At 73.5% G+C, this 17,805-nt stretch carries 16 protein-coding genes and 1 pseudogene; 10 read left to right on the top strand and 7 right to left on the bottom strand.

Annotated features, from left to right (window positions below; all coding sequences use genetic code 11):
* The first annotated feature begins 26 nt into the window (after positions 1–26).
* Both purB and mug read left to right on the top strand, forming a co-directional pair.
* Positions 27–1,469: an adenylosuccinate lyase gene (gene purB, locus AOJ26_RS08820; protein WP_053847646.1), complete on the top strand. Its 1,443-nt coding sequence runs from the start codon at positions 27–29 to the stop codon at positions 1,467–1,469.
* 13 nt (positions 1,470–1,482) lie between these two features.
* On the top strand, positions 1,483–2,031 hold the full coding sequence (mug, locus tag AOJ26_RS08815) for a G/U mismatch-specific DNA glycosylase (protein ID WP_053847645.1): 549 nt from the start codon (positions 1,483–1,485) through the stop codon (positions 2,029–2,031).
* 4 nt (positions 2,032–2,035) lie between these two features.
* Here the strand turns inward: mug and AOJ26_RS08810 are convergent, their stop codons facing one another.
* Genes AOJ26_RS08810 through AOJ26_RS08800 form a run of 3 tightly spaced genes read right to left on the bottom strand, consistent with a single transcriptional unit; the run spans position 2,036 to position 4,187 of the window.
* Positions 2,036–2,482 (bottom strand): hypothetical protein, encoded by a 447-nt coding sequence (locus tag AOJ26_RS08810; protein WP_053847689.1) that lies wholly within the window; start codon positions 2,480–2,482, stop codon positions 2,036–2,038.
* Positions 2,483–2,539: 57 nt separating this feature from the next.
* A complete protein-coding gene (locus tag AOJ26_RS08805; protein ID WP_053847644.1) occupies positions 2,540–3,265 on the bottom strand; it encodes an ABC transporter permease in 726 nt (241 codons plus the stop codon).
* A gap of 1 nt (position 3,266) precedes the next feature.
* Positions 3,267–4,187 (bottom strand): ABC transporter ATP-binding protein, encoded by a 921-nt coding sequence (locus tag AOJ26_RS08800; RefSeq protein ID WP_053847643.1) that lies wholly within the window; start codon positions 4,185–4,187, stop codon positions 3,267–3,269.
* 108 nt (positions 4,188–4,295) lie between these two features.
* Here AOJ26_RS08800 and AOJ26_RS08795 point away from each other — a divergent pair, with 108 nt between their 5' ends.
* From AOJ26_RS08795 to AOJ26_RS08785, 3 genes are all read left to right on the top strand, one after another.
* Positions 4,296–5,465: a sensor histidine kinase gene (locus AOJ26_RS08795; protein ID WP_053847642.1), complete on the top strand. Its 1,170-nt coding sequence runs from the start codon at positions 4,296–4,298 to the stop codon at positions 5,463–5,465.
* A gap of 14 nt (positions 5,466–5,479) precedes the next feature.
* On the top strand, positions 5,480–6,142 hold the full coding sequence (locus tag AOJ26_RS08790) for a response regulator transcription factor (RefSeq protein ID WP_053847641.1): 663 nt from the start codon (positions 5,480–5,482) through the stop codon (positions 6,140–6,142).
* A gap of 110 nt (positions 6,143–6,252) precedes the next feature.
* Positions 6,253–7,410 carry an ROK family transcriptional regulator gene (locus tag AOJ26_RS08785; protein WP_053847640.1) on the top strand — a complete coding sequence of 386 codons (1,158 nt, stop codon included), beginning with the start codon at positions 6,253–6,255 and terminating at the stop codon, positions 7,408–7,410.
* 58 nt (positions 7,411–7,468) lie between these two features.
* On the opposite strand, the gene AOJ26_RS08780 is transcribed toward AOJ26_RS08785, so the two are convergent.
* Both AOJ26_RS08780 and AOJ26_RS08775 read right to left on the bottom strand, forming a co-directional pair.
* Complete coding sequence (locus AOJ26_RS08780) at positions 7,469–8,230, bottom strand: GntR family transcriptional regulator (RefSeq protein ID WP_053847639.1); 762 nt, start codon at positions 8,228–8,230, stop codon at positions 7,469–7,471.
* Between the two features lie 167 nt (positions 8,231–8,397).
* On the bottom strand, positions 8,398–9,282 hold the full coding sequence (locus AOJ26_RS08775) for an RNA polymerase sigma-70 factor (RefSeq protein WP_053847638.1): 885 nt from the start codon (positions 9,280–9,282) through the stop codon (positions 8,398–8,400).
* Positions 9,283–9,450: 168 nt separating this feature from the next.
* On the opposite strand from AOJ26_RS08775, the gene AOJ26_RS08770 reads away from it, so the two are divergent.
* On the top strand, positions 9,451–10,281 hold the full coding sequence (locus AOJ26_RS08770) for an alpha/beta fold hydrolase (RefSeq protein ID WP_053847637.1): 831 nt from the start codon (positions 9,451–9,453) through the stop codon (positions 10,279–10,281).
* A gap of 93 nt (positions 10,282–10,374) precedes the next feature.
* Here AOJ26_RS08770 and AOJ26_RS41660 read toward each other — a convergent pair.
* A pseudogene (locus AOJ26_RS41660) lies at positions 10,375–11,163 on the bottom strand (EamA family transporter); the annotation flags it as partial.
* Positions 11,164–11,210: 47 nt separating this feature from the next.
* Between AOJ26_RS41660 and AOJ26_RS08760 the strand changes: the two are divergent.
* The 3 genes from AOJ26_RS08760 (at position 11,211) to AOJ26_RS08750 (ending at position 16,046) form a co-directional block, all read left to right on the top strand.
* Complete coding sequence (locus AOJ26_RS08760) at positions 11,211–12,665, top strand: PLP-dependent aminotransferase family protein (protein ID WP_053847635.1); 1,455 nt, start codon at positions 11,211–11,213, stop codon at positions 12,663–12,665.
* Positions 12,666–13,026: 361 nt separating this feature from the next.
* A complete protein-coding gene (locus AOJ26_RS08755; RefSeq protein ID WP_053847634.1) occupies positions 13,027–14,613 on the top strand; it encodes an alkaline phosphatase D family protein in 1,587 nt (528 codons plus the stop codon).
* A 155-nt stretch (positions 14,614–14,768) separates the two neighbouring features.
* Positions 14,769–16,046 (top strand): GNAT family N-acetyltransferase, encoded by a 1,278-nt coding sequence (locus AOJ26_RS08750; RefSeq protein WP_078959807.1) that lies wholly within the window; start codon positions 14,769–14,771, stop codon positions 16,044–16,046.
* A 48-nt stretch (positions 16,047–16,094) separates the two neighbouring features.
* Here the strand turns inward: AOJ26_RS08750 and AOJ26_RS08745 are convergent, their stop codons facing one another.
* A complete protein-coding gene (locus AOJ26_RS08745; protein WP_053847632.1) occupies positions 16,095–17,246 on the bottom strand; it encodes a trans-sulfuration enzyme family protein in 1,152 nt (383 codons plus the stop codon).
* A 60-nt stretch (positions 17,247–17,306) separates the two neighbouring features.
* Between AOJ26_RS08745 and AOJ26_RS08740 the strand changes: the two genes are divergently transcribed.
* Positions 17,307–17,801 carry an Lrp/AsnC family transcriptional regulator gene (locus AOJ26_RS08740; RefSeq protein WP_053847631.1) on the top strand — a complete coding sequence of 165 codons (495 nt, stop codon included), beginning with the start codon at positions 17,307–17,309 and terminating at the stop codon, positions 17,799–17,801.
* Positions 17,802–17,805 lie beyond the last annotated feature (4 nt).

Here is a 17,805-nt window from a genome sequence, read left to right as displayed (position 1 = left end):
ACGAATCGCCAGTAGAATCCGTACACGTGACTTCCGCTCCCGCCAAGCCCCGCATCCCCAACGTCCTCGCCGGACGCTACGCCTCCGCCGAGCTCGCCACGCTCTGGTCGCCCGAGCAGAAGGTGAGGCTCGAGCGCCAGCTCTGGCTCGCCGTGCTGCGGGCCCAGAAGGACCTCGGGATCGAGGTCCCGGAGCAGGCCCTCGCCGACTACGAGCGGGTCCTCGACACCGTCGACCTGGCCTCCGTCGCCGAGCGTGAGAAGGTCACGCGGCACGACGTGAAGGCACGGATCGAGGAGTTCAACGACCTCGCCGGGCACGAGCAGGTCCACAAGGGCATGACCTCCCGTGACCTCACGGAGAACGTCGAGCAGCTCCAGATCCGGCTCTCTCTGGAGCTGATCCGCGACCGCACCGTGGCCGTCCTGGCCCGCCTCGGCAAGCTGGCCGGCGAGTACGGCGAGCTGGTCATGGCCGGCCGCTCGCACAACGTGGCCGCGCAGGCCACCACCCTCGGCAAGCGCTTCGCGACCGCCGCGGACGAACTGCTCGTGGCGTACGGCCGGGTCGAGGAGCTCCTCGGCCGCTACCCGCTGCGCGGCATCAAGGGCCCGGTCGGCACCGCGCAGGACATGCTGGACCTGCTGGGCGGGGACGCGTCGAAGCTGGCGGAGCTGGAGCAGCGGATCGCCGGTCACCTGGGCTTCTCGCAGGCGTTCACCTCGGTCGGCCAGGTCTACCCGCGCTCCCTGGACTACGAGGTCGTCACCGCGCTGGTGCAGCTGGCGGCGGCCCCCTCCTCGCTGGCGAAGACGATCCGCCTGATGGCCGGGCACGAGCTGGTGACCGAGGGCTTCAAGCCGGGCCAGGTCGGCTCCTCCGCGATGCCGCACAAGATGAACACCCGCTCCTGCGAGCGCGTCAACGGGCTGATGGTGATTCTTCGCGGCTACGCGTCGATGACCGGCGAGCTGGCGGGCGACCAGTGGAACGAGGGCGACGTGTCCTGCTCGGTGGTGCGCCGGGTCGCGCTGCCGGACGCGTTCTTCGCGCTGGACGGTCTGCTGGAGACGTTCCTGACGGTGCTCGACGAGTTCGGCGCCTTCCCGGCCGTCGTCGCCCGCGAACTCGACCGTTACCTCCCCTTCCTCGCCACCACCAAGGTGCTGATGGGCGCGGTGCGCGCGGGTGTCGGCCGTGAGGTCGCGCACGAGGCGATCAAGGAGAACGCCGTCGCCTCCGCCCTCGCGATGCGTGAGCAGGGCGCCGAGCGCAACGAACTCCTCGACAAGCTGGCCGCCGACGAGCGCATCCCGCTCGACCGGGCCCAGCTCGACGCGCTGATGGCGGACAAGCTGTCCTTCACGGGCGCCGCCGCCGACCAGGTCGCCGTGGTCGTGGGCCGGATCGAGGAGATCGTCAAGCAGCACCCGGCGGCCGCGGGCTACACGCCCGGGGCGATCCTCTGACACGCTTCTCGCGATGACGCGCTTCACCCCCGAGGAGTTGGAGGCCGCCCGCGACCGTCTGGTGCCGGACGTGGTCGCGGACGGTCTCCGTGTGCTGTTCTGCGGTATCAACCCCGGTCTGATGACGGCCGCGACGGGCCATCACTTCGCCCGCCCGGGCAACCGGTTCTGGCCGGTGCTGCACCTGTCCGGGTTCACGCCGAGGCTGCTGAAGCCGTCGGAGCAGCAGGAGTTGCTGTCCTACGGGCTCGGGATCACCAATGTCGTGGCCCGGGCGTCGGCGCGGGCGGACGAGCTGACCGCCGAGGAGTACCGCGAGGGCGGCCGGCTGCTGGCGGAGAAGGTGGCGCGGCTCAAGCCCCGCTGGCTGGCCGTGGTGGGGGTCACCGCCTACCGGGCGGCCTTCGACGACAAGAAGGCCAAGGTCGGACCGCAGGAGCGGACGATCGGGGAATCGCGCGTGTGGGTGCTGCCCAATCCGAGCGGCCTCAACGCGCACTGGACCGCGGCGACCATGGCCGAGGAGTTCGCCCGGCTGCGGGTGGCGGCCGAACAGGGCTAGCGGGTCAGACCGGGTCGATGTCCGAGGCCACGGCGAGGACATGGACCTCGTCGGTCTCGTCCCGGTAGCCCACGCCCAGGGCGATCCAGCGGTCCGAGCCCGGGGGCTGCCACAGGTCCAGGTCGTCCGCCACGGAACTCGTCGTGGCCCAGGGTTCGGGTATCTCGTCCCCCCGCTCGCCGTGCACCCGGAGCGTGCCCATCCCCCAGAGCGGCTGCTGCCTGCCCCAGCGGTCGTCCAACTGCCGCGCTATGGAGCTTTTCAGGGCGTAGAAGTCCGCCACGGCCGCCATGCGCAGCGTCGCGTCACCGGTCCGTGTCCCGTGGCTCACCTCTAACGACTCGATGCGGTAACCGGGTCCCGCCCCGTAGGGGACCGGCTCGCCGTCCGCCGCGCTCAGGTCGCGGGCGCACAGCGAGTCGATCGCGGCGAGGTACTTCGCACTGTCCATGTGATCCAGTAAACCGGCCGCCACTGACATTTGGCGGGGCGTCAGGCGATACGGGGGTCAGGCGTCCCGGTGCCGCACGCTCCAGGCCCCCGTGACCAGGGCGGCGGCCGCCCAGGCCGCGGTCACGGCGAGTCCCGTCCACGGTCCCAAAGGCCCCTCGTGGGTCTCGTACAGGACGATCTGTCCCGCCCGGTCCGGCATGAAGTCGGTGACCCCGCCAGCCACGTCGCCGATCACGAACGAGACGACCAGGACGAACGGGATCAGGAGCGACAGCGCCGCCACCCCGCTGCGCAGCACCGCCGCGAGACCGGCCGCCAGCAGCGCCATCAGGGTGAGGTAGATCCCGCAGCCGACGACACCGCGCACCTGTTCCCCGGTGCTCAGGCCGCTCGCCGCCCCGCCGAGTCCGGCACGGGCCGCGAGGAGGGCGGCGAGCGCGGTCGCCAGACCGACCACGAGCGTGGGGACGGCGACGGCCGTCGCCTTCGCCGCGAACCACCGTCCCCGCCGTGGCATCGCGGCCAGCGACAGCCGGAGCCCACCCCCGTGGAACTCCGACGACACCGCCATGGCACCGAAGGAGATGGCCGCGATCTGGCCGGGTGCGACCCCGGACAGCGCCATGAACAGCGGGTCGAACTCGGGGTCGGAGGTCTCGGAGACCCCGGCGATCGCGGAGAACGCGGTGGTCGCCGCGAACAGGGCGAGCAGCGCGCCGAGGAGCGAGCGAAGCGTACGGATCTTCAGCCACTCGGAGTGGAGCACGGGTGCGAAGCGCATGTCAGGCCTCCTGGGGCTGTGCGGTGAACTCGGTCTCGGCGGACGTGAGGTCGAGGTAGGCCTGTTCCAAGGTGGCCTCCTCGGCGGTCAGTTCGAGGAGGGGGACGCCGGCGGAGGATGCGAGGACGCCGATCTCCTCCACGCGTGCGTGCCGTACGGTCCAGTGCCCGTCCTCGTGCTCCACGGCGTCGTGGCCGTGCCGGGCGAGGGCGTTCCGGAGCGCGGTCGGGTCGGTGGTGCGGACACGGACGCCGGGCTGCACGCGTGCGTGGATGAACTCCCGCATCGGGGTGTCGGCGAGCAGGCGCCCCCGGCCCAGGACGACGAGGTGGTCGGCGAAGGACGCGGTCTCGTTCATGAGGTGGCTGGAGACCAGCACCGTGCGGCCCTCGGCGGCCAGTCGGCGCAGCAGCTCGCGGATCCAGATGATGCCTTCGGGGTCGAGGCCGTTCGAGGGCTCGTCGAGCATGATGACGCCGGGGTCGCCGAGCAGGGCGGCGGCGATGCCCAGCCGCTGCCGCATGCCCAGGGAGTAGGTCTTCACGCGGCGCCGGGCGGCAGCTGCGAGTCCGGTCCGCTCCAGCACCTCGTCGACCCGGCGGTCGGGGACGCGGTTGCTCGCGGCGAGGGTGCGCAGGTGGTCACGGCCGGTGCGGGAGCCGTGCGCGGCCTGGGCGTCGAGCAGGGCACCCACGTGGCGCAGGGGTTCGTCGAGCGTGGCGTAGGCGCGGCCGCCGATCGTGGCCGTCCCGGAGGTCGGGCGGTCGAGGCCGAGGACGAGCCGCATGGTGGTGGACTTGCCGGCGCCGTTGGGGCCGAGGAAGCCGGTGACACGGCCGGGGAGGACACGGAAGGTGAGGTCGTCCACGGCTCGTCGGGTGCCGAACTCCTTGGTGAGGGCGCGGACTTCGATGCTGGTCATGGCAGCAGCCTGGCCGGTGCCCGGGGGGCGGGGCCTCCCCCGCGCGTGGAGATCGTCTCCCCCGTGCGGGGGAGGCTCGTTGTCGGTGGCGGCTGCGACGATGGCGAAATGGTCCGCCTGCTGCGCCCGTTCGGACGGGCGGTGACGTACACACGATGGCTGCATCTGTTCATCGCCGTCGTGTGGCCGGCCATGTGGATGTTCGTCGAGGAGGCGTGGTGGACCTGGGCGGTGGCTGCCGTGACGCTCGCGCCCGCCGGCCTGGTGCCCGCGATGCGGACCGTGGAGGGGCTCCAGGCGAGGCTGCTGCTGACCGGGCACCGGCACAACAGCGAGAGCATCGACATCGTGGTCGCGCCGTCGGTGTCGTGGAGCGACCGGGGCCGGCTGGTCGTCTGGTTGGAGGCGCGGCTGCTGCTCGGCATCGTGACGGCGATCCTCAGCGTGCACCTGCTCATCGGCTCGGTGGACCTGGTGGCGTCGGCCTTCGGCCGGGACGTCGAGGAGGGTGTGCTGATCCTCCTCGACGGCCATCGGTGGTGGCATGTCCTGCTCGCGCCCCTGCCGTTGGCCGCGCTGGCGGCGACGGTGGCCGTCTCGGGACGGCTGGTCACCGCGCTCGCGCTCCGGCTGCTGGGCCCCTCCCCCGCCGAGCGCCTGGCCGCCCTGGAGGAGCGCACCGAGCAGCTCCTGGAGCGCACCCGCATCGCGCGTGAGCTGCACGACTCCATCGGGCACGCCCTGACCGTGGCCGTCGTCCAGGCGGGCGCCGCCCGGGCGGCCGGCGATCCGGCCTTCACCGACCGCGCGCTGGGTGCCATCGAGGAGACCGGCCGGGCCGCGCTGGAGGACCTGGAGCGGGTCCTCGGCGTCCTGCGCGAGTCCGAACGGCCGGTGAGCGGCCGCCCGACCCTGACGGACGCCGGCCGGCTGCTGGAGTCGGCGCGCGCGTCCGGCGCGAAGGTGGACGCCGAGCTGACCGGGCCGGTGGACACCGTGCCGGGACCGGTCTCGCGGGAGGGCTACCGGATCCTCCAGGAGGCGCTGACCAATGTGCTGCGGCACGCGGGGGCCGTCCCGGTCCGGGTCCGTGTCGAGGTCACGGGCGAGTCGCTGGCCCTGGAGGTCCGCAATCCGCTGACGGCCGACACAGCGGGCCCCGGGCGGGGCAGCGGACTGCGCGGGATACGCGAGCGGGCGGCCCTGCTCGGCGGTAGCGCGCACACCGGACCCGACCGGGGTGACTGGCAGGTGCATGCCGAGCTGCCGCTGCGCTGATCTACGCTGGCGGGATGCCCGTCACCGTTCTCCTCGTCGACGACGAACCCCTCGTACGTGCCGGTCTGCGGGCGGTGCTGGAGGCGCAGCCGGACATCGAGGTGGTCGGCGAGGCGGCGGACGGGGCGGCGGTCATCCCCCTCGTGCGGCAACTGCGGCCCGACGTGGTCGCCATGGACGTACGGATGCCCCTGCTGGACGGGATCGAGGCCACGCGCGCGGTGCTGCGCACGGTCGACGAGCCGCCGAAGATCCTCGTGGTGACGACGTTCGAGAACGACGAGTACGTGTACGAGGCGCTGCGGGCCGGGGCCGACGGGTTCCTGCTGAAGCGGGCCCGGCCGGCCGAGATCGTGCACGCGGTGCGGCTGGTCGCCGAGGGCGAGTCGCTGCTGTTCCCCGCCTCGGTACGGCAGCTCGCCGCCCGGTACGGCGACGAGGGCGGCAACCGGGCGGCCCGGGCCGTGCTGGAGCGGGCCCGGCTGACCGAGCGGGAGGCCGAGGTGCTGCGGCTGATGGCGCGCGGCCTGTCCAACGCGGAGATCGCCGCGCGGTTGGTGGTCGGCACCGAGACCGTCAAGTCGCACGTCAGCGCCGTCCTGCTGAAGCTGGGGGCGCGCGATCGCACCCAGGCGGTGATCGCGGCCTACGAGTCGGGGTTCGTGGCACCGGGGTGAACCGGGCCTCTCCGCGGGGCGCGGGCGCGTCTGCGCGAACCCGGACTGCCCGTGGGGCGTACGGCCGAGTACGATCCGCCCAACACGCGCACGAGCTGGGAGGACGGACGTTGGGGCGACTGACCGGCGGGGACCCCTCGCTCCTGCGAAGGATCAATTCCGCGGTCGTGCTGCACGCGCTGCGTGCCACGGACTGCGCCACGCTGACCGAGATCACCCGTGTGACGGGCCTGTCCCGACCGACGGTCGAGGGGGTCGTCGAGGGGCTCATCGAGGGCGGCCTGGTGGTCGAGAAGGCGGCGGACGAGAGCGTCGCCCGACGACAGGGGCGGCCTGCGCGGCGGTTCCGGTTCCGGGCCGAGGCCGGGCACCTGCTGGGCCTCGACATCGGCCCGCACCGGGTCGCCGCGCTGCTGTCCGACCTCGACGGCCGGGTGCTCGGCGCCGTGGCCAAGGACGTCGACGAGACGGCCTCCGCCGACGAGCGCCTGGAGCGGCTGCGCACCGCGGTCGCCGACCTGCTGCGCCGGGCCGGGGTCGCGCGCGACTCCCTGTGGGCCGTGGGGGTCGCCTCGCCGGGCATCGTGGAGGCGGACGGCACCATACGGCTGTGCGCGGCGCTGCCCGAGTGGACGGGGCTGCGGCTGGGCGAGCGGCTCAGCCGTTCCTTCAAGTGCCCGGTGCTGGTCGAGAACGACGCCAACGCGGCCGCGGTCGCCGAGCACTGGAAGGGGGCCGCGACCGAGTCCGACGACATGGTGTTCGTGCTGGCCGGGCTGAGCCCGGGGGCCGGTTCCCTGATCGGCGGGCGGCTGCACCGGGGGTACGGCGGGGCGGCCGGGGAGATCGGCGCGCTGCACCTGCTGGGCCGCGAGGTCACTCCGGAGACGCTGCTGTCCACGACCGACGAGCCCCTGCACCCGCTCGACGAGCAGGCCGTCGCCGAGGTCTTCGCGCAGGCGCGGGAGGGCGACCAGCGGGCGCGGGCGGCCGTGGAACGCTTCATCCAGCGGCTCGTGCACGACGTGGCGGCGCTCGTCCTGGCCCTCGACCCGGAACTCGTCGTGGTGGGCGGCTGGGCGGCCGGCCTGGACGGTGTACTGGAGCCGCTGCGGCGGGAGTTGGCCCGTTACTGTCTGCGCCCGCCGAAGGTGGCCCTGTCGCTCCTCGGGGAGGCGGCCGTGGCGACGGGTGCGCTGCGCCTGGCCCTCGACCACGTGGAGGAGCAGTTGTTCGCCGTGGAGGGCACCGTCACGGCACGGCGGTGAGCGGCCCGACGACACCCGGCGGTGCCCCGGATCCCGGTCCGGGGCGCCGCCGTGCCGCTCAGGAGGCCCGGCGTTCGGGGCTCTCGTGGATCTCCACCGCGCCGGAGTCCCCGAAGGTCAGCCGGCAGGTGTCGGCGCGGTAGGTGGCCACCGAGACCGCGGCGGTGCGGCCCCCGGCCAGGTAGCGGGTGGTGACGACCAGCACCGGCGCGCCGGGCAGGCGGTCCAGTTCCTTCGCGTCGTCCGCGCGGGCCGAGCCGAGTTCGACGGCGTTCTCCCGGCTCTCCAGCTCCAGGCGCTGCAGTTCGCGCAGCACGGCACGCGCGCGTGCCGCCCCGGACGGCGCGTCTATGGCGGACAGCTCGGGCACCGACGCCTCGGGGATGTACAGCAGCTCGGCGGCGACGGGCTGGCCGTGGGTCACCCGGGAGCGGCGCACGACGTGCACCGGCTGCTCGCGGTCGGTGCCGAGCGCGTCCGCGACGGACGCGGGCGGCACCGCGGCGGCGCAGTCGACGGACTGCCAGTCGTCGCCGGCCGCGCCGGGCCAGGCGTGCTGCTCGGTGCCGACGGCCACGCCCACGCGCGGGGGGGCGACGGTCGTGCCGACACCGCGGCGGCGCTGGAGCCTGCCCTCCAGCTCCAGCTGCTCCAGGGCCTGTCGGAGCGTGGCGCGGGCGACGCCGAAACGGGCGGCGAGGTCGCGCTCGTTGGGCAGGACCTCGCCCACGGTGAATTCGGAGTCCAATGCCTCACTGAGCACGGTCTTGAGATGCCAGTACTTCGGTTCCGGCACCGTTTCGAGCTGCGTGGTCCCCACCCTGTCCTCCGCAATCGCCGTGGTCCGGCGGCGTTTTAGCGCCCTTGTTTATTAAAGGTTGTTTCACTTATCTGCGACCATAGGGCGGCCCCCACCCTTGGTCAAGACCAATCCTCGATGCCCTCCGGGGTGTGCGGACGTGATGTCACACAGCGTTGACGAGGCGTTCAGACGGCGGACAGGGCTTGCAGCTTGTCCGGGTTGCGGATGATGTAGACGGACTGGATGCGGCCGTCGAGGATGTCCATCTGGAAGACGGAGTCGGGCTTGCCGCCCGACAGGACGAGCACCGCGGGCCCGCCGTTGAGCTCCAGGAAACGCCAGGTGAGGTCCGGCAGGCCCTTTCCGGCGACGCCGACGATGAAGCGGCCCACGTGGTCGGCGGACTCCAGGACCCGCAGCGGCGCCTTGCTCTTGCCGCCGCTGTCCCCGACGAGCCGGACGTCCGGGGCGAGCAGCGCCATCAGTGCCTCCAGGTCGCCGCCGCCGGCCGCGGCGAGGAAACGCTCCGTCAGATCACGGCGCCGGACCGGGTCGACGTCATAGCGGGGCCGTCGTTCGTCGACGTGCCGGCGGGCCCGCCCTGCGAGCTGCCGTACGGCGGGTTCGGCGCGGTCGAGCATGGCGGCGATGTCGGCGTAGGGGTAGCCGAAGGCCTCTCTGAGGACGAACACCGCGCGCTCCAGGGGCGACAGGGACTCCATGACGACCAGGACCGCGAGGGAGACCGAGTCGGCGAGGACGGCCTGCTCGGCGGTGTCGGGGACGGTGTCGCCGAAGTCGGTCACGTACGGCTCGGGCAGCCACGGTCCGACGTAGGTCTCACCGCGCGCCTTGACCTGGCGGAGCCGGTCGATCGCCAGGCGCGTGGTGACGCGGACCAGATAGGCGCGCGGTTCGCGCACCTCGCTCCGGTCCGCCGCCGACCAGCGCAGCCAGGCTTCCTGCACCACGTCCTCGGCGTCGGTGACGCGCCCGAGCATGCGGTAGGCGACGCCCAGGAGGACGGAACGGTGTGCTTCGAAGACGTCGGTCTCGGTGTCAGTGGCCACGCCTTCATCCCAACGCAGACGCCGGTTCGTGTCCAGGCGGCATCAGGCGCGGCGCGCCCCGGGGGCCGAAGGGGTCTACCCGCCAGTAGCAATTGCTGACAAGCTGTCTACGACGTGTCCGCCGTGCGTCATCGCCTCAGCCCCGTGACCCGCCGTCAAGGAGCCCTCATGTCCGCCACCGTCTCCTTCGAAGTCCCCTCCGCGCAGGGGCCGCAGCCCGTGACCGTCTCCTACACGCGCGTGGGGCGCGGTGAGCCGCTGCTCCTGCTGCACGGCATCGGTCACCACCGGCAGGCCTGGGACCCGGTGGTGGACATCCTGTCGACCGAACGCGACGTGATCGCCGTGGACCTGCCGGGGTTCGGCGCGTCGCCGGGGCTGCCCGAGGGGCTGTCGTACGACCTGGCCACCACGACGTCCGTGTTCGGGGCGTTCTGCGCGGCGCTGGAGCTGGACCGCCCGCATGTGGCGGGCAACTCCCTCGGCGGGCTGCTGGCCCTGGAACTGGGGCGCGAGCGGCTCGTACGGTCCGTCACCGCGCTGGCTCCCGCCGGGTTCTGGTCGCAGGCCGAGCGGCGCTACGCGTTCGGGGTGCTGCTCACCATGCGGCGCATCTCCCGGCGGCTGCCGCTGCCGCTGGTCGAGCGGCTCTCGCGCAGCGCGGCCGGCCGCACGATGCTCACGAGCACCATCTACGCCCGCCCGGGCCGCCGTTCACCCGAGGCCGTGGTCGCCGAGACGCTCGCCCTGGCGCGGGCCACGGGATTCGACGAGACGCTCCGGGCCGGCACCGCCGTCCGGTTCGGCGACGACGTGCCGGGGCTGCCGGTCACGGTCGCCTGGGGCACCAGGGACATGATCCTCGTGCGCCGGCAGGGCGTGCGGGCCAAGCAGATCATTCCCCGGGCCCGGCTCGTGCGGCTGCCCGGCTGCGGCCACTGCCCGATGAACGACGACCCGGCGCTGGTCGCGCGGGTCATCCTCGACGGCAGCCGCTGAGCCCTTGCGCCGCCCGGCCAACGCCCCCGAACCGAGGGCGACCCCGGCGCCGACCAGGGCGCTTCCCACGGCCTGTGCGGCGCCGTAGGAGCCCGTGCCGACGAGGGGCGCGGTGCAGGCGGCCGCGACCGGGATGAGGCCGGAGAACAGCGTGGCGCGCTCCGCTCCGATCCGCTGCATGCCCATGTACCAGCACACGAACCCGACGACGGTGACGACCGCCGCCTGCCACAGCAGTGCGGCGGCCTCGGCGCTGTCGGGGCGGCGCAGCCACGCCGTGCCGTCCAGGAGCAGTCCGGCCACCGCGGCCTCGACGGCGGCGACCGCGCAGACGGTCGCGGACAGCAGCCGCGGCCCCAGGGGACGCAGCACCGGTACGGCGAGCACCGCGAAGCCGACCTCGCCGGCCAGCGCGCACACCGAGAAGGCGAGGCCCGCGCCGTCGGTTCGGCCCCACCCCTGGACGGCGAAGGCGCCCAGGGCCACGAGCAGCGCGCCCCGCAGGACCCGGCGCCGGGGCCGGCGTCCCTCCAGCAGCGGGACGAGGACGGCCACCAGCACGGGGGCGCAGCCCACGAGGACGCCGGGGACGGCCGGTTCCGCGGTGCGCTCGGCGGCGATGACGGCGAGGTTGAAGCCGACCATGCCCACGGCGGCGAGCAGTCCGAGCCGCGCCCACTGCCTCGGCCCCAGGGCGCGCAGCCGTGCCCCGGCGCCCTTCGCGGCCAGGGGAACCAGCAGCAGCGCGGCGAGGGCGTAGCGCAGTGCCTGGCCGCCCGCGTACGGGTAGTCGCCGAGGAGGCTGTTGGCGGTGAAGGACGCGCCGACGAGGACGCAGGCGAGCGCGGCGAGGAGGGAGCCGCGCGTGGTGGTGGCGTTCATGGGGACGACGCTAGGAACTGCCGCGGCCCGGTTTAAGGTCCAGTGCCATGACGTCATCGGGGACCAATCCGCAGCAGCGACCGCCCGGCGACCCCGTCGGGTCGGCTGCCTGGGAGCTGCTCCTGCCCGCCGTCTCGGCGCCGGCACGCACGCGTGGCCGTTCCCTCCAGGCGGCGCTCAGGGAGGCGGTCCGGTCCGGGCGGCTCGTGCCGGGGACGCGGCTGCCGTCGAGCCGGGACCTGGCCGCCGACCTCGGTGTGTCGCGCGGTCTGGTCACCGAGGCGTACGAACAGCTCACGGCGGAGGGCTATCTGCGCAGCGGGCGGGGTGCGGGCACCTGGGTCGGCGGTGCCGTGCGGGCGGCCCGGCCACGCGCGCGTGACCTGGCCCCGCGTGCTCCGGGCAGCCGGGCGGACTTCGTGGCGGGGACGCCCGACCTGTCGTTGTTCCCCCGCACCGCGTGGGCCACCGCCCACCGGGGCGTGCTGGCGGAGCTGGCGCACCAGGACCTCGGCTATCCCGACCCGCGCGGGCTGCCCCGGCTGCGGGCCGCCCTGGCCGAACTGCTGACGCGCCGCCGGGGTGTGGTCGCCGACCCGGAGCGGATCGTGGTCGTCTCCGGCGTGGCGCAGGCGACGACACTGCTCGGATTCGCGCTCCACGCGCGCGGGCTGCCGACCGTGGGCGTGGAGGACCCGGGGAGCCCGCAGCACGACGCCCTGTACGCGGCGGCGGGCGTGACCACCGTCCCGGTGCCGCTGGACGACGACGGGATCCTGCTCGGGCCGCTGCGCGACGCGGGCGTGCGTGCCGTGGTCACGACGCCCTCCCACCAGTTCCCCACCGGCATCGCCTACTCGGCACGGCGGCGCGCGGACCTGCTCGACTGGGCGCGTTCCGTCGACGGCTTCGTGCTGGAGGACGACTACGACGGCGACTTCCGCTACGACCGGGCGCCCGTGGGCGCGCTCCAGGGGCTCGACCCGGACCGCGTCGCCTACACGGGATCGGTCAGCAAGTCCCTCGCGCCCGGACTGCGCCTGGGCTGGTTGCTCGTGCCGGAGACGCTGGCCGACGAGATCGTCGAGCGCAAGCGGACCATGGACCTCGGCCATCCCACCGTCGATCAGGCGCTGTTCGCCCGGTTCGTGGAGCGCGGCGACTACGACCGTCAGCTGCGCCGCTGCCAGCGCGCCTACCGGGAGCGGCGCGACACGCTGGTCGCGGCGCTGGACGAGCACCTCCCCGGCACACAGGTGTCCGGGATCGCGGCCGGGCTGCACGTCATCGCCGCGCTGCCGCCCCGGTACGGCCCCCAGGAGCGTTTCCTCGCGCGCCTCGGCACGGCCGGTGTGAGCGTGCGGCCCCTGACGGACTACGCACACGCGCGTGCCGAGCCCGAGGACCAGGAGGTCGTGCGGCTGGTCCTGGGGTACGCGCACCTGTCGCCGGCCCGGATCCGCGACGGCGTACGGCTGATGGCCGAGGCCGCCCGACACTGAACCGGCCGACGGCCGAGGCCGCCCGCCCTTGAACCGGCCGATACCCGAGACCGCCCACCACCGAGCCCGCCGATACCCGAGGCCGCCCGCCCTTGAACCGGCTGATGTCCGAGGCCGTCCACCACCGAGCCCGCCGATACCTGAGGCCGACCGTCACCGAGCCGTGGATACCCGAGGCCGCCCGACATCGAGCCCGCTGACGGCCGGGGCCGCCCAGCACCGAGCCGCGCCGTCTCGCGCGCGGGCGCGGGTTCCCCCGTCACCGCGGCCAGTTGTTCACCTGCGGTTTGCGTGTGCGCTGCGGTGCCCCAGTAGTTGTGGCATCGCACACCGGCCGGATCCCGTCCTTGGAGGCGCAGCCATGTCTCACCGTCCGTTCCCCGGCCGCCGCAGCGTTCTGCGCGGCTCCCTGGCCGCGTCGGCCGCCCTCACCCTCCCCGCGGTCTCCGGGGCCGCGCCCGCCTTCGCCCTGTCCGGGCGCCCCGGGGCGGGCTGGGGTGTGCAGACGGGAGACGTGACCTCCGACTCCGGTCTGGTGTGGGTGCGTTCCGACCGTCCGGCCCGGATGATCGTGGAGACGTCCGCGACCGAGTCGTTCCGCAATCCGCGCAGATGGCACGGCCCGCTGCTCGGCCCGGACACCGACTTCACGGGGACGACCCGGCTGCGCGGGCTGCCGTCGGGCGAGCAGATCCACTACCGGGTGCTGCTCGCCGACCCGGACGACCCGCGCCGCACCGGCGAGCCGGTCACCGGCACCTTCCGCACCGTGTCCCACAAGCGCCGGGACGGGGTGCGGTTTCTGTGGTCCGGCGACCTCGCCGGGCAGGGCTGGGGCATCAACCCCGACTTCGGCGGCTACACGATCTACCGGGCGATGGCCGCTCTCGACCCGGACTTCTTCCTGTGCAGCGGCGACAACATCTACGCCGACGGACCGATCCCGGCCACCGCCGCCCTGCCGGACGGCAGCACCTGGCGGAACATCACGACCGAGGAGAAGTCCAAGGTCGCCGAGACCCTGGCCGAGTTCCGCGGCAACTTCCGCTACAACTTGCTCGACCACAACCTCCGCGCCTTCAACGCCCAGGTGCCGTCGGTCATCCAGTGGGACGACCACGAGGTCCGCAACAACTGGTACCCGGGGCAGACCATCCTGGACTCCGACTCCCGCTACACCGAGAAGCGCGTCGACGTGCTCGCCGGCCGGGCGCGGCGCGCGTTCAGCGAGTACTTCCCGATCTCCACGCTCCGGCCCGGCAGACGGGACGGCCGGGTGTACCGGGTGCTGCGGCAGGGCCCGCTGCTCGACGTGTTCGTGCTGGACATGCGCACGTACCGGAACGCCAACTCGCCCGACGACCAGACCGTGGACCCGCAGGGCATCCTCGGCCGGGAGCAGTTGGAGTGGCTGAAGCGGGAGCTGTCGCGCTCGCGGGCGGTGTGGAAGGTGATCGCCTCCGACATGCCGCTCGGCCTGGTCGTGCCCGACGCCACGGAGGGCAAGGCGAACATCGAGGCGGTGGCGCAGGGCGATCCGGGCGCCCCGCTCGGACGTGAGCTGCAGATCGCCGAGCTGCTGCGGTACGTCAAGCACCGGCGGATCACCGGCACGGTGTGGCTCACCGCCGACGTGCACCACACCTCGGCGCAGCACTACCAGCCGTCGCGGGCCGCGTTCACCGACTTCGAGCCGTTCTGGGAGTTCGTGTCGGGCCCGCTGAACGCGGGGGCCTTCCCGGCCAGCGCGCTCGACGGCACCTTCGGCCCGGAGCGGGTCTTCGTGAAGGCGCCGACCGCCTCGAACGTCTCCCCCGCCGGGGGCTACCAGTTCTTCGGCGAGGTCGACATCGACGGCCACAGCGGCGAGCTGACGGTCCGGCTGCGCGAGGCGGACGGCACCGTGCTGTTCACGCAGGTGCTCCAGCCGGGCCGGGTGGGCCAGTAACTCCCGTACGCTGTACGGCGGGTCGCGCGTCGGCGTCATCCCCCGGTGCGCGACCCGTGAACTGTTGAAAAGGGTATAAAGCGCACGGACCACGCTTTACCGTGCAGTCACAATACGTTCGTGATCACGCAACACCGTTCCTCCACAGTGGCTGCATGACTTCGAACATGCCTGATGTGACCCCTGCGAAACTCGCCGCCGCGTTCAGGGCCGCGTTCCGCACCCGATGGACACGGCGCCACGGCCACGCGCCCCCGACCGGCGATACCGGCGCCCGGCCGCTGCCCGAAGGGGAGCAGGCCGGGCCGTCGGGAACCCCGGACCCCGTGGTGGCGGAGAGCACCCTGTGGCGGATGCGAACCACCGTGAAGGACGAACCGGGCTCGCTGGCCGCCCTGTGCACGGTCCTGGCCGGGCTGCGGATCGACATCCTGAGCCTGCAGACCCACCCGCTGGCCGAGGGCACGGTCGACGAGTTCCTGCTGCGCGCCCCGGGCGCGCTGGAGGGCGCCGGGATCGCCGGGGCCGTCGGGCGGGCCGGCGGCGCCGACACCTGGATCGAGCGGGCCGACACGCACGATCTGGTGGACGCCCCGACCCGGGTGCTCGGCCTCGCCACCCGAACCGCGCTGGACGCGGCGGAACTGCCGCTCGCGCTGCGGCAGTTGCTGGGCCGGTGCACGATCCGGTCCCTGCCGGCCACGCCGGTGGGCGGCGGTCGCGGGCCGGAAGGGGTGCCCGTGGAAGGAGCTCTGGAGGACACCGTGATGCGGCTGCGGGCGCCGGAAGGCGGCGTGATCACCGTGGAGCGGCCGTATCTGCCGTTCACGCCGACGGAGTTCGCCCGGGCCCGGGCCCTGGTCGAGCTGGACGCCCGGCTCGGTCCGCGGGTGCCGGGCAGCCAGGATCTCCTGACGCTGCCGCAGGGCCACGACATCACCGTGCGGCGGGCCGACACCGGCGATCTGGCGGCCGCGGTGGCGATGCACGAGCGGTGCTCGCCGAGGACGTTGGGCATGCGCTACCACGGGCCCGTCGGTGACGCCGACCGCTACCTGAACCACCTGCTCAGTCCGCGGTTCGGGCGCACCCTCGCCGTGCAGACCGCCTCCGGGCGGATCGTCGGGCTCGGCCACCTGCTGTGGGACGGGGACGAGACCGAGGTGGCGCTGCTCGTCGAGGACGCCTGGCAGCGGCGCGGGATCGGGGCCGAGCTGCTGGAGCGGCTGGTCGCGATGGCCGCCGAGGCCGGGTGCGAGAGCGTGTACGCCGTGACGCAGTCGTCCAACACCGGGATGGTCGCGGCGATGCGGGGGCTGGGACTCCCCCTCGACTACCAGATCGAGGAGGGGACCCTGGTGATCACGGCGCGCCTCGCTCCGGGGGCGGAGCCGGAGCGCGCCGTGCGCGTCACGCGCATCGAGGCGCCGTAGCGGCCGGTGTCCGCCGGAGGACCCGGTCCAGGTCCGTCCGGCGGGGGGCTATCCGAGGGCCTGGTCCAGGTCCGTCCACAGGTCCTCCACGTCCTCCAGGCCCACCGACAGGCGCAGCAGACGGTCACTCACCCCGGCACCCCGCCGGTCGTCCGCGTCCACGATGCGGTGGCTGATCGACGCCGGGTGCTGGATGAGGGTGTCGACGCTGCCCAGGCTGACCGCCGGGGTGACCAACCGGACCCGGTCGATCACTTCGTGCGGGTCGCCGTCGACCTCGAAGGCGATCATCGCGCCGCCGATCCGCGGGTAGTGCACGCGGCCCACCCGGGGGTCGGCGGCGAGGCGGCGGGCGAGCTCGGCGGCGGTCGCGGAGGCGGCACGGACCCGGACCGGGAGGGTCGCCAGGCCGCGCAGCAGGAGATAGCCGGCGAGGGGGTGCAGGACGCCGCCCGTGGCGAAGCGCACCTGCCGCAACCGCCCGGCGAACTCCTCGTCGCAGGCCACCACTCCCGCCATGACGTCCCCGTGGCCGCCGAGGTACTTGGTCGCGCTGTGCAGCACCAGGCGGGCGCCCTGCTCCGCGGGACGCTGGAGCACGGGTGTGGCGAAGGTGTTGTCCGCGAGGAGGGGCACGGAGCCGCAGGAGTGGGCCAGGGCGCGCAGGTCGAGTTCGGCGAGGGTGGGGTTGGCCGGGGACTCGACCAGGACCAGGCCGGTGTCCGGGCGCAGGGCGTCGGTGACCCCCGCCGGATCGGTCCAGGTGACCTCCGTGCCGAGGAGTCCGGCGGTCAGCAGGTGGTCGCTGCACCCGTACAGGGGGCGTACGGCCACGATGTGGCGCAGGCCCAGGGAGGCCCGTACGAGAAGGACCGCCGTGAGCGCGGCCATGCCGCTGGCGAAGGCGACCGCGGCCCCGGTGTTCTCCAGGCGGGCCAGGGCGGTCTCGAAGCGGGCGACGGTCGGGTTGCCGAGCCGCCCGTACACCGGCGGTCCCTGCGGCTCGGCGCCGGTCGCGGCGAAGGCGTCGATACGGGCGGCCTCACCGCGGCTGTCGTAGGAGGGGTAGGTCGTCGACAGGTCGATGGGCGGGGCGTGCAGTCCCTGCCGGGCGAGGTCGTCGCGGCCGGCGTGGACGGCCTCGGTGGCCAGTGCTCTGAGCGGCGTACGGGAGGCGGTGGCGGTGCGCGCTGAGTCCATGCAGGCAAGAGTGAACACTGAACGGACTTAGCAGGGGGAAGCCCGTGCTACGTTCGGCCGATGGCCGAATCTGTCGTACTGGACCCGGTGGACCTGCATCTGCTGCGGTTGTTGCAGAACGACGCCCGGACCACCTACCGCGATCTCGCCGCGCAGGTCGGGGTCGCCCCCTCCACCTGCCTGGACCGGGTGACCCGGCTGCGCCGCTCGGGCGTCATCCTCGGGCACCAGTTGCGGCTGGATCCGGCGAAGCTCGGCCGGGGTCTGGAGGCGCTGCTGTCGGTGCAGGTCAGACCGCATCGGCGGGAGCTGGTCGGGCCGTTCGTGGAGCGGATCCGGGCGCTGCCGGAATCGCGGACCGTGTTCCATCTGACCGGCCCCGACGACTACCTCGTGCACGTGGCCGTGGCGGACATGACCGACCTCCAGCGGCTGGTGCTGGACGAGTTCACGTCCCGGCGCGAGGTGGCCCGGGTGGAGACCCGGCTGATCTTCCAGCAGTGGGAGTGCGGGCCGCTCCTCCCGCCTGCCACGCCCACAGCGGAATCGGGGTGACTCC

This window comes from Streptomyces sp. NRRL B-24085, assembly GCF_001282115.1.
GTDB lineage: Bacteria > Actinomycetota > Actinomycetes > Streptomycetales > Streptomycetaceae > Streptomyces.
This window is presented reverse-complemented; position numbering and strand designations above follow the sequence as displayed.

Bases quoted from the DNA above. Each gene is read 5' to 3' on its own strand.
- mug (WP_053847645.1), top strand. From the start codon at position 1,483: ATGACGCGCTTCACCCCCGAGGAGTTGGAGGCCGCCCGCGACCGTCTG.
- AOJ26_RS08810 (WP_053847689.1), bottom strand. From the start codon at position 2,482: ATGGACAGTGCGAAGTACCTCGCCGCGATCGACTCGCTGTGCGCCCGC.
- AOJ26_RS08805 (WP_053847644.1), bottom strand. From the start codon at position 3,265: ATGCGCTTCGCACCCGTGCTCCACTCCGAGTGGCTGAAGATCCGTACG.
- AOJ26_RS08800 (WP_053847643.1), bottom strand. From the start codon at position 4,187: ATGACCAGCATCGAAGTCCGCGCCCTCACCAAGGAGTTCGGCACCCGA.
- AOJ26_RS08795 (WP_053847642.1), top strand. From the start codon at position 4,296: ATGGTCCGCCTGCTGCGCCCGTTCGGACGGGCGGTGACGTACACACGA.
- AOJ26_RS08790 (WP_053847641.1), top strand. From the start codon at position 5,480: ATGCCCGTCACCGTTCTCCTCGTCGACGACGAACCCCTCGTACGTGCC.
- AOJ26_RS08770 (WP_053847637.1), top strand. From the start codon at position 9,451: ATGTCCGCCACCGTCTCCTTCGAAGTCCCCTCCGCGCAGGGGCCGCAG.
- AOJ26_RS08760 (WP_053847635.1), top strand. From the start codon at position 11,211: ATGACGTCATCGGGGACCAATCCGCAGCAGCGACCGCCCGGCGACCCC.
- AOJ26_RS08755 (WP_053847634.1), top strand. From the start codon at position 13,027: ATGTCTCACCGTCCGTTCCCCGGCCGCCGCAGCGTTCTGCGCGGCTCC.
- AOJ26_RS08750 (WP_078959807.1), top strand. From the start codon at position 14,769: ATGACTTCGAACATGCCTGATGTGACCCCTGCGAAACTCGCCGCCGCG.
- AOJ26_RS08745 (WP_053847632.1), bottom strand. From the start codon at position 17,246: ATGGACTCAGCGCGCACCGCCACCGCCTCCCGTACGCCGCTCAGAGCA.
- AOJ26_RS08740 (WP_053847631.1), top strand. From the start codon at position 17,307: ATGGCCGAATCTGTCGTACTGGACCCGGTGGACCTGCATCTGCTGCGG.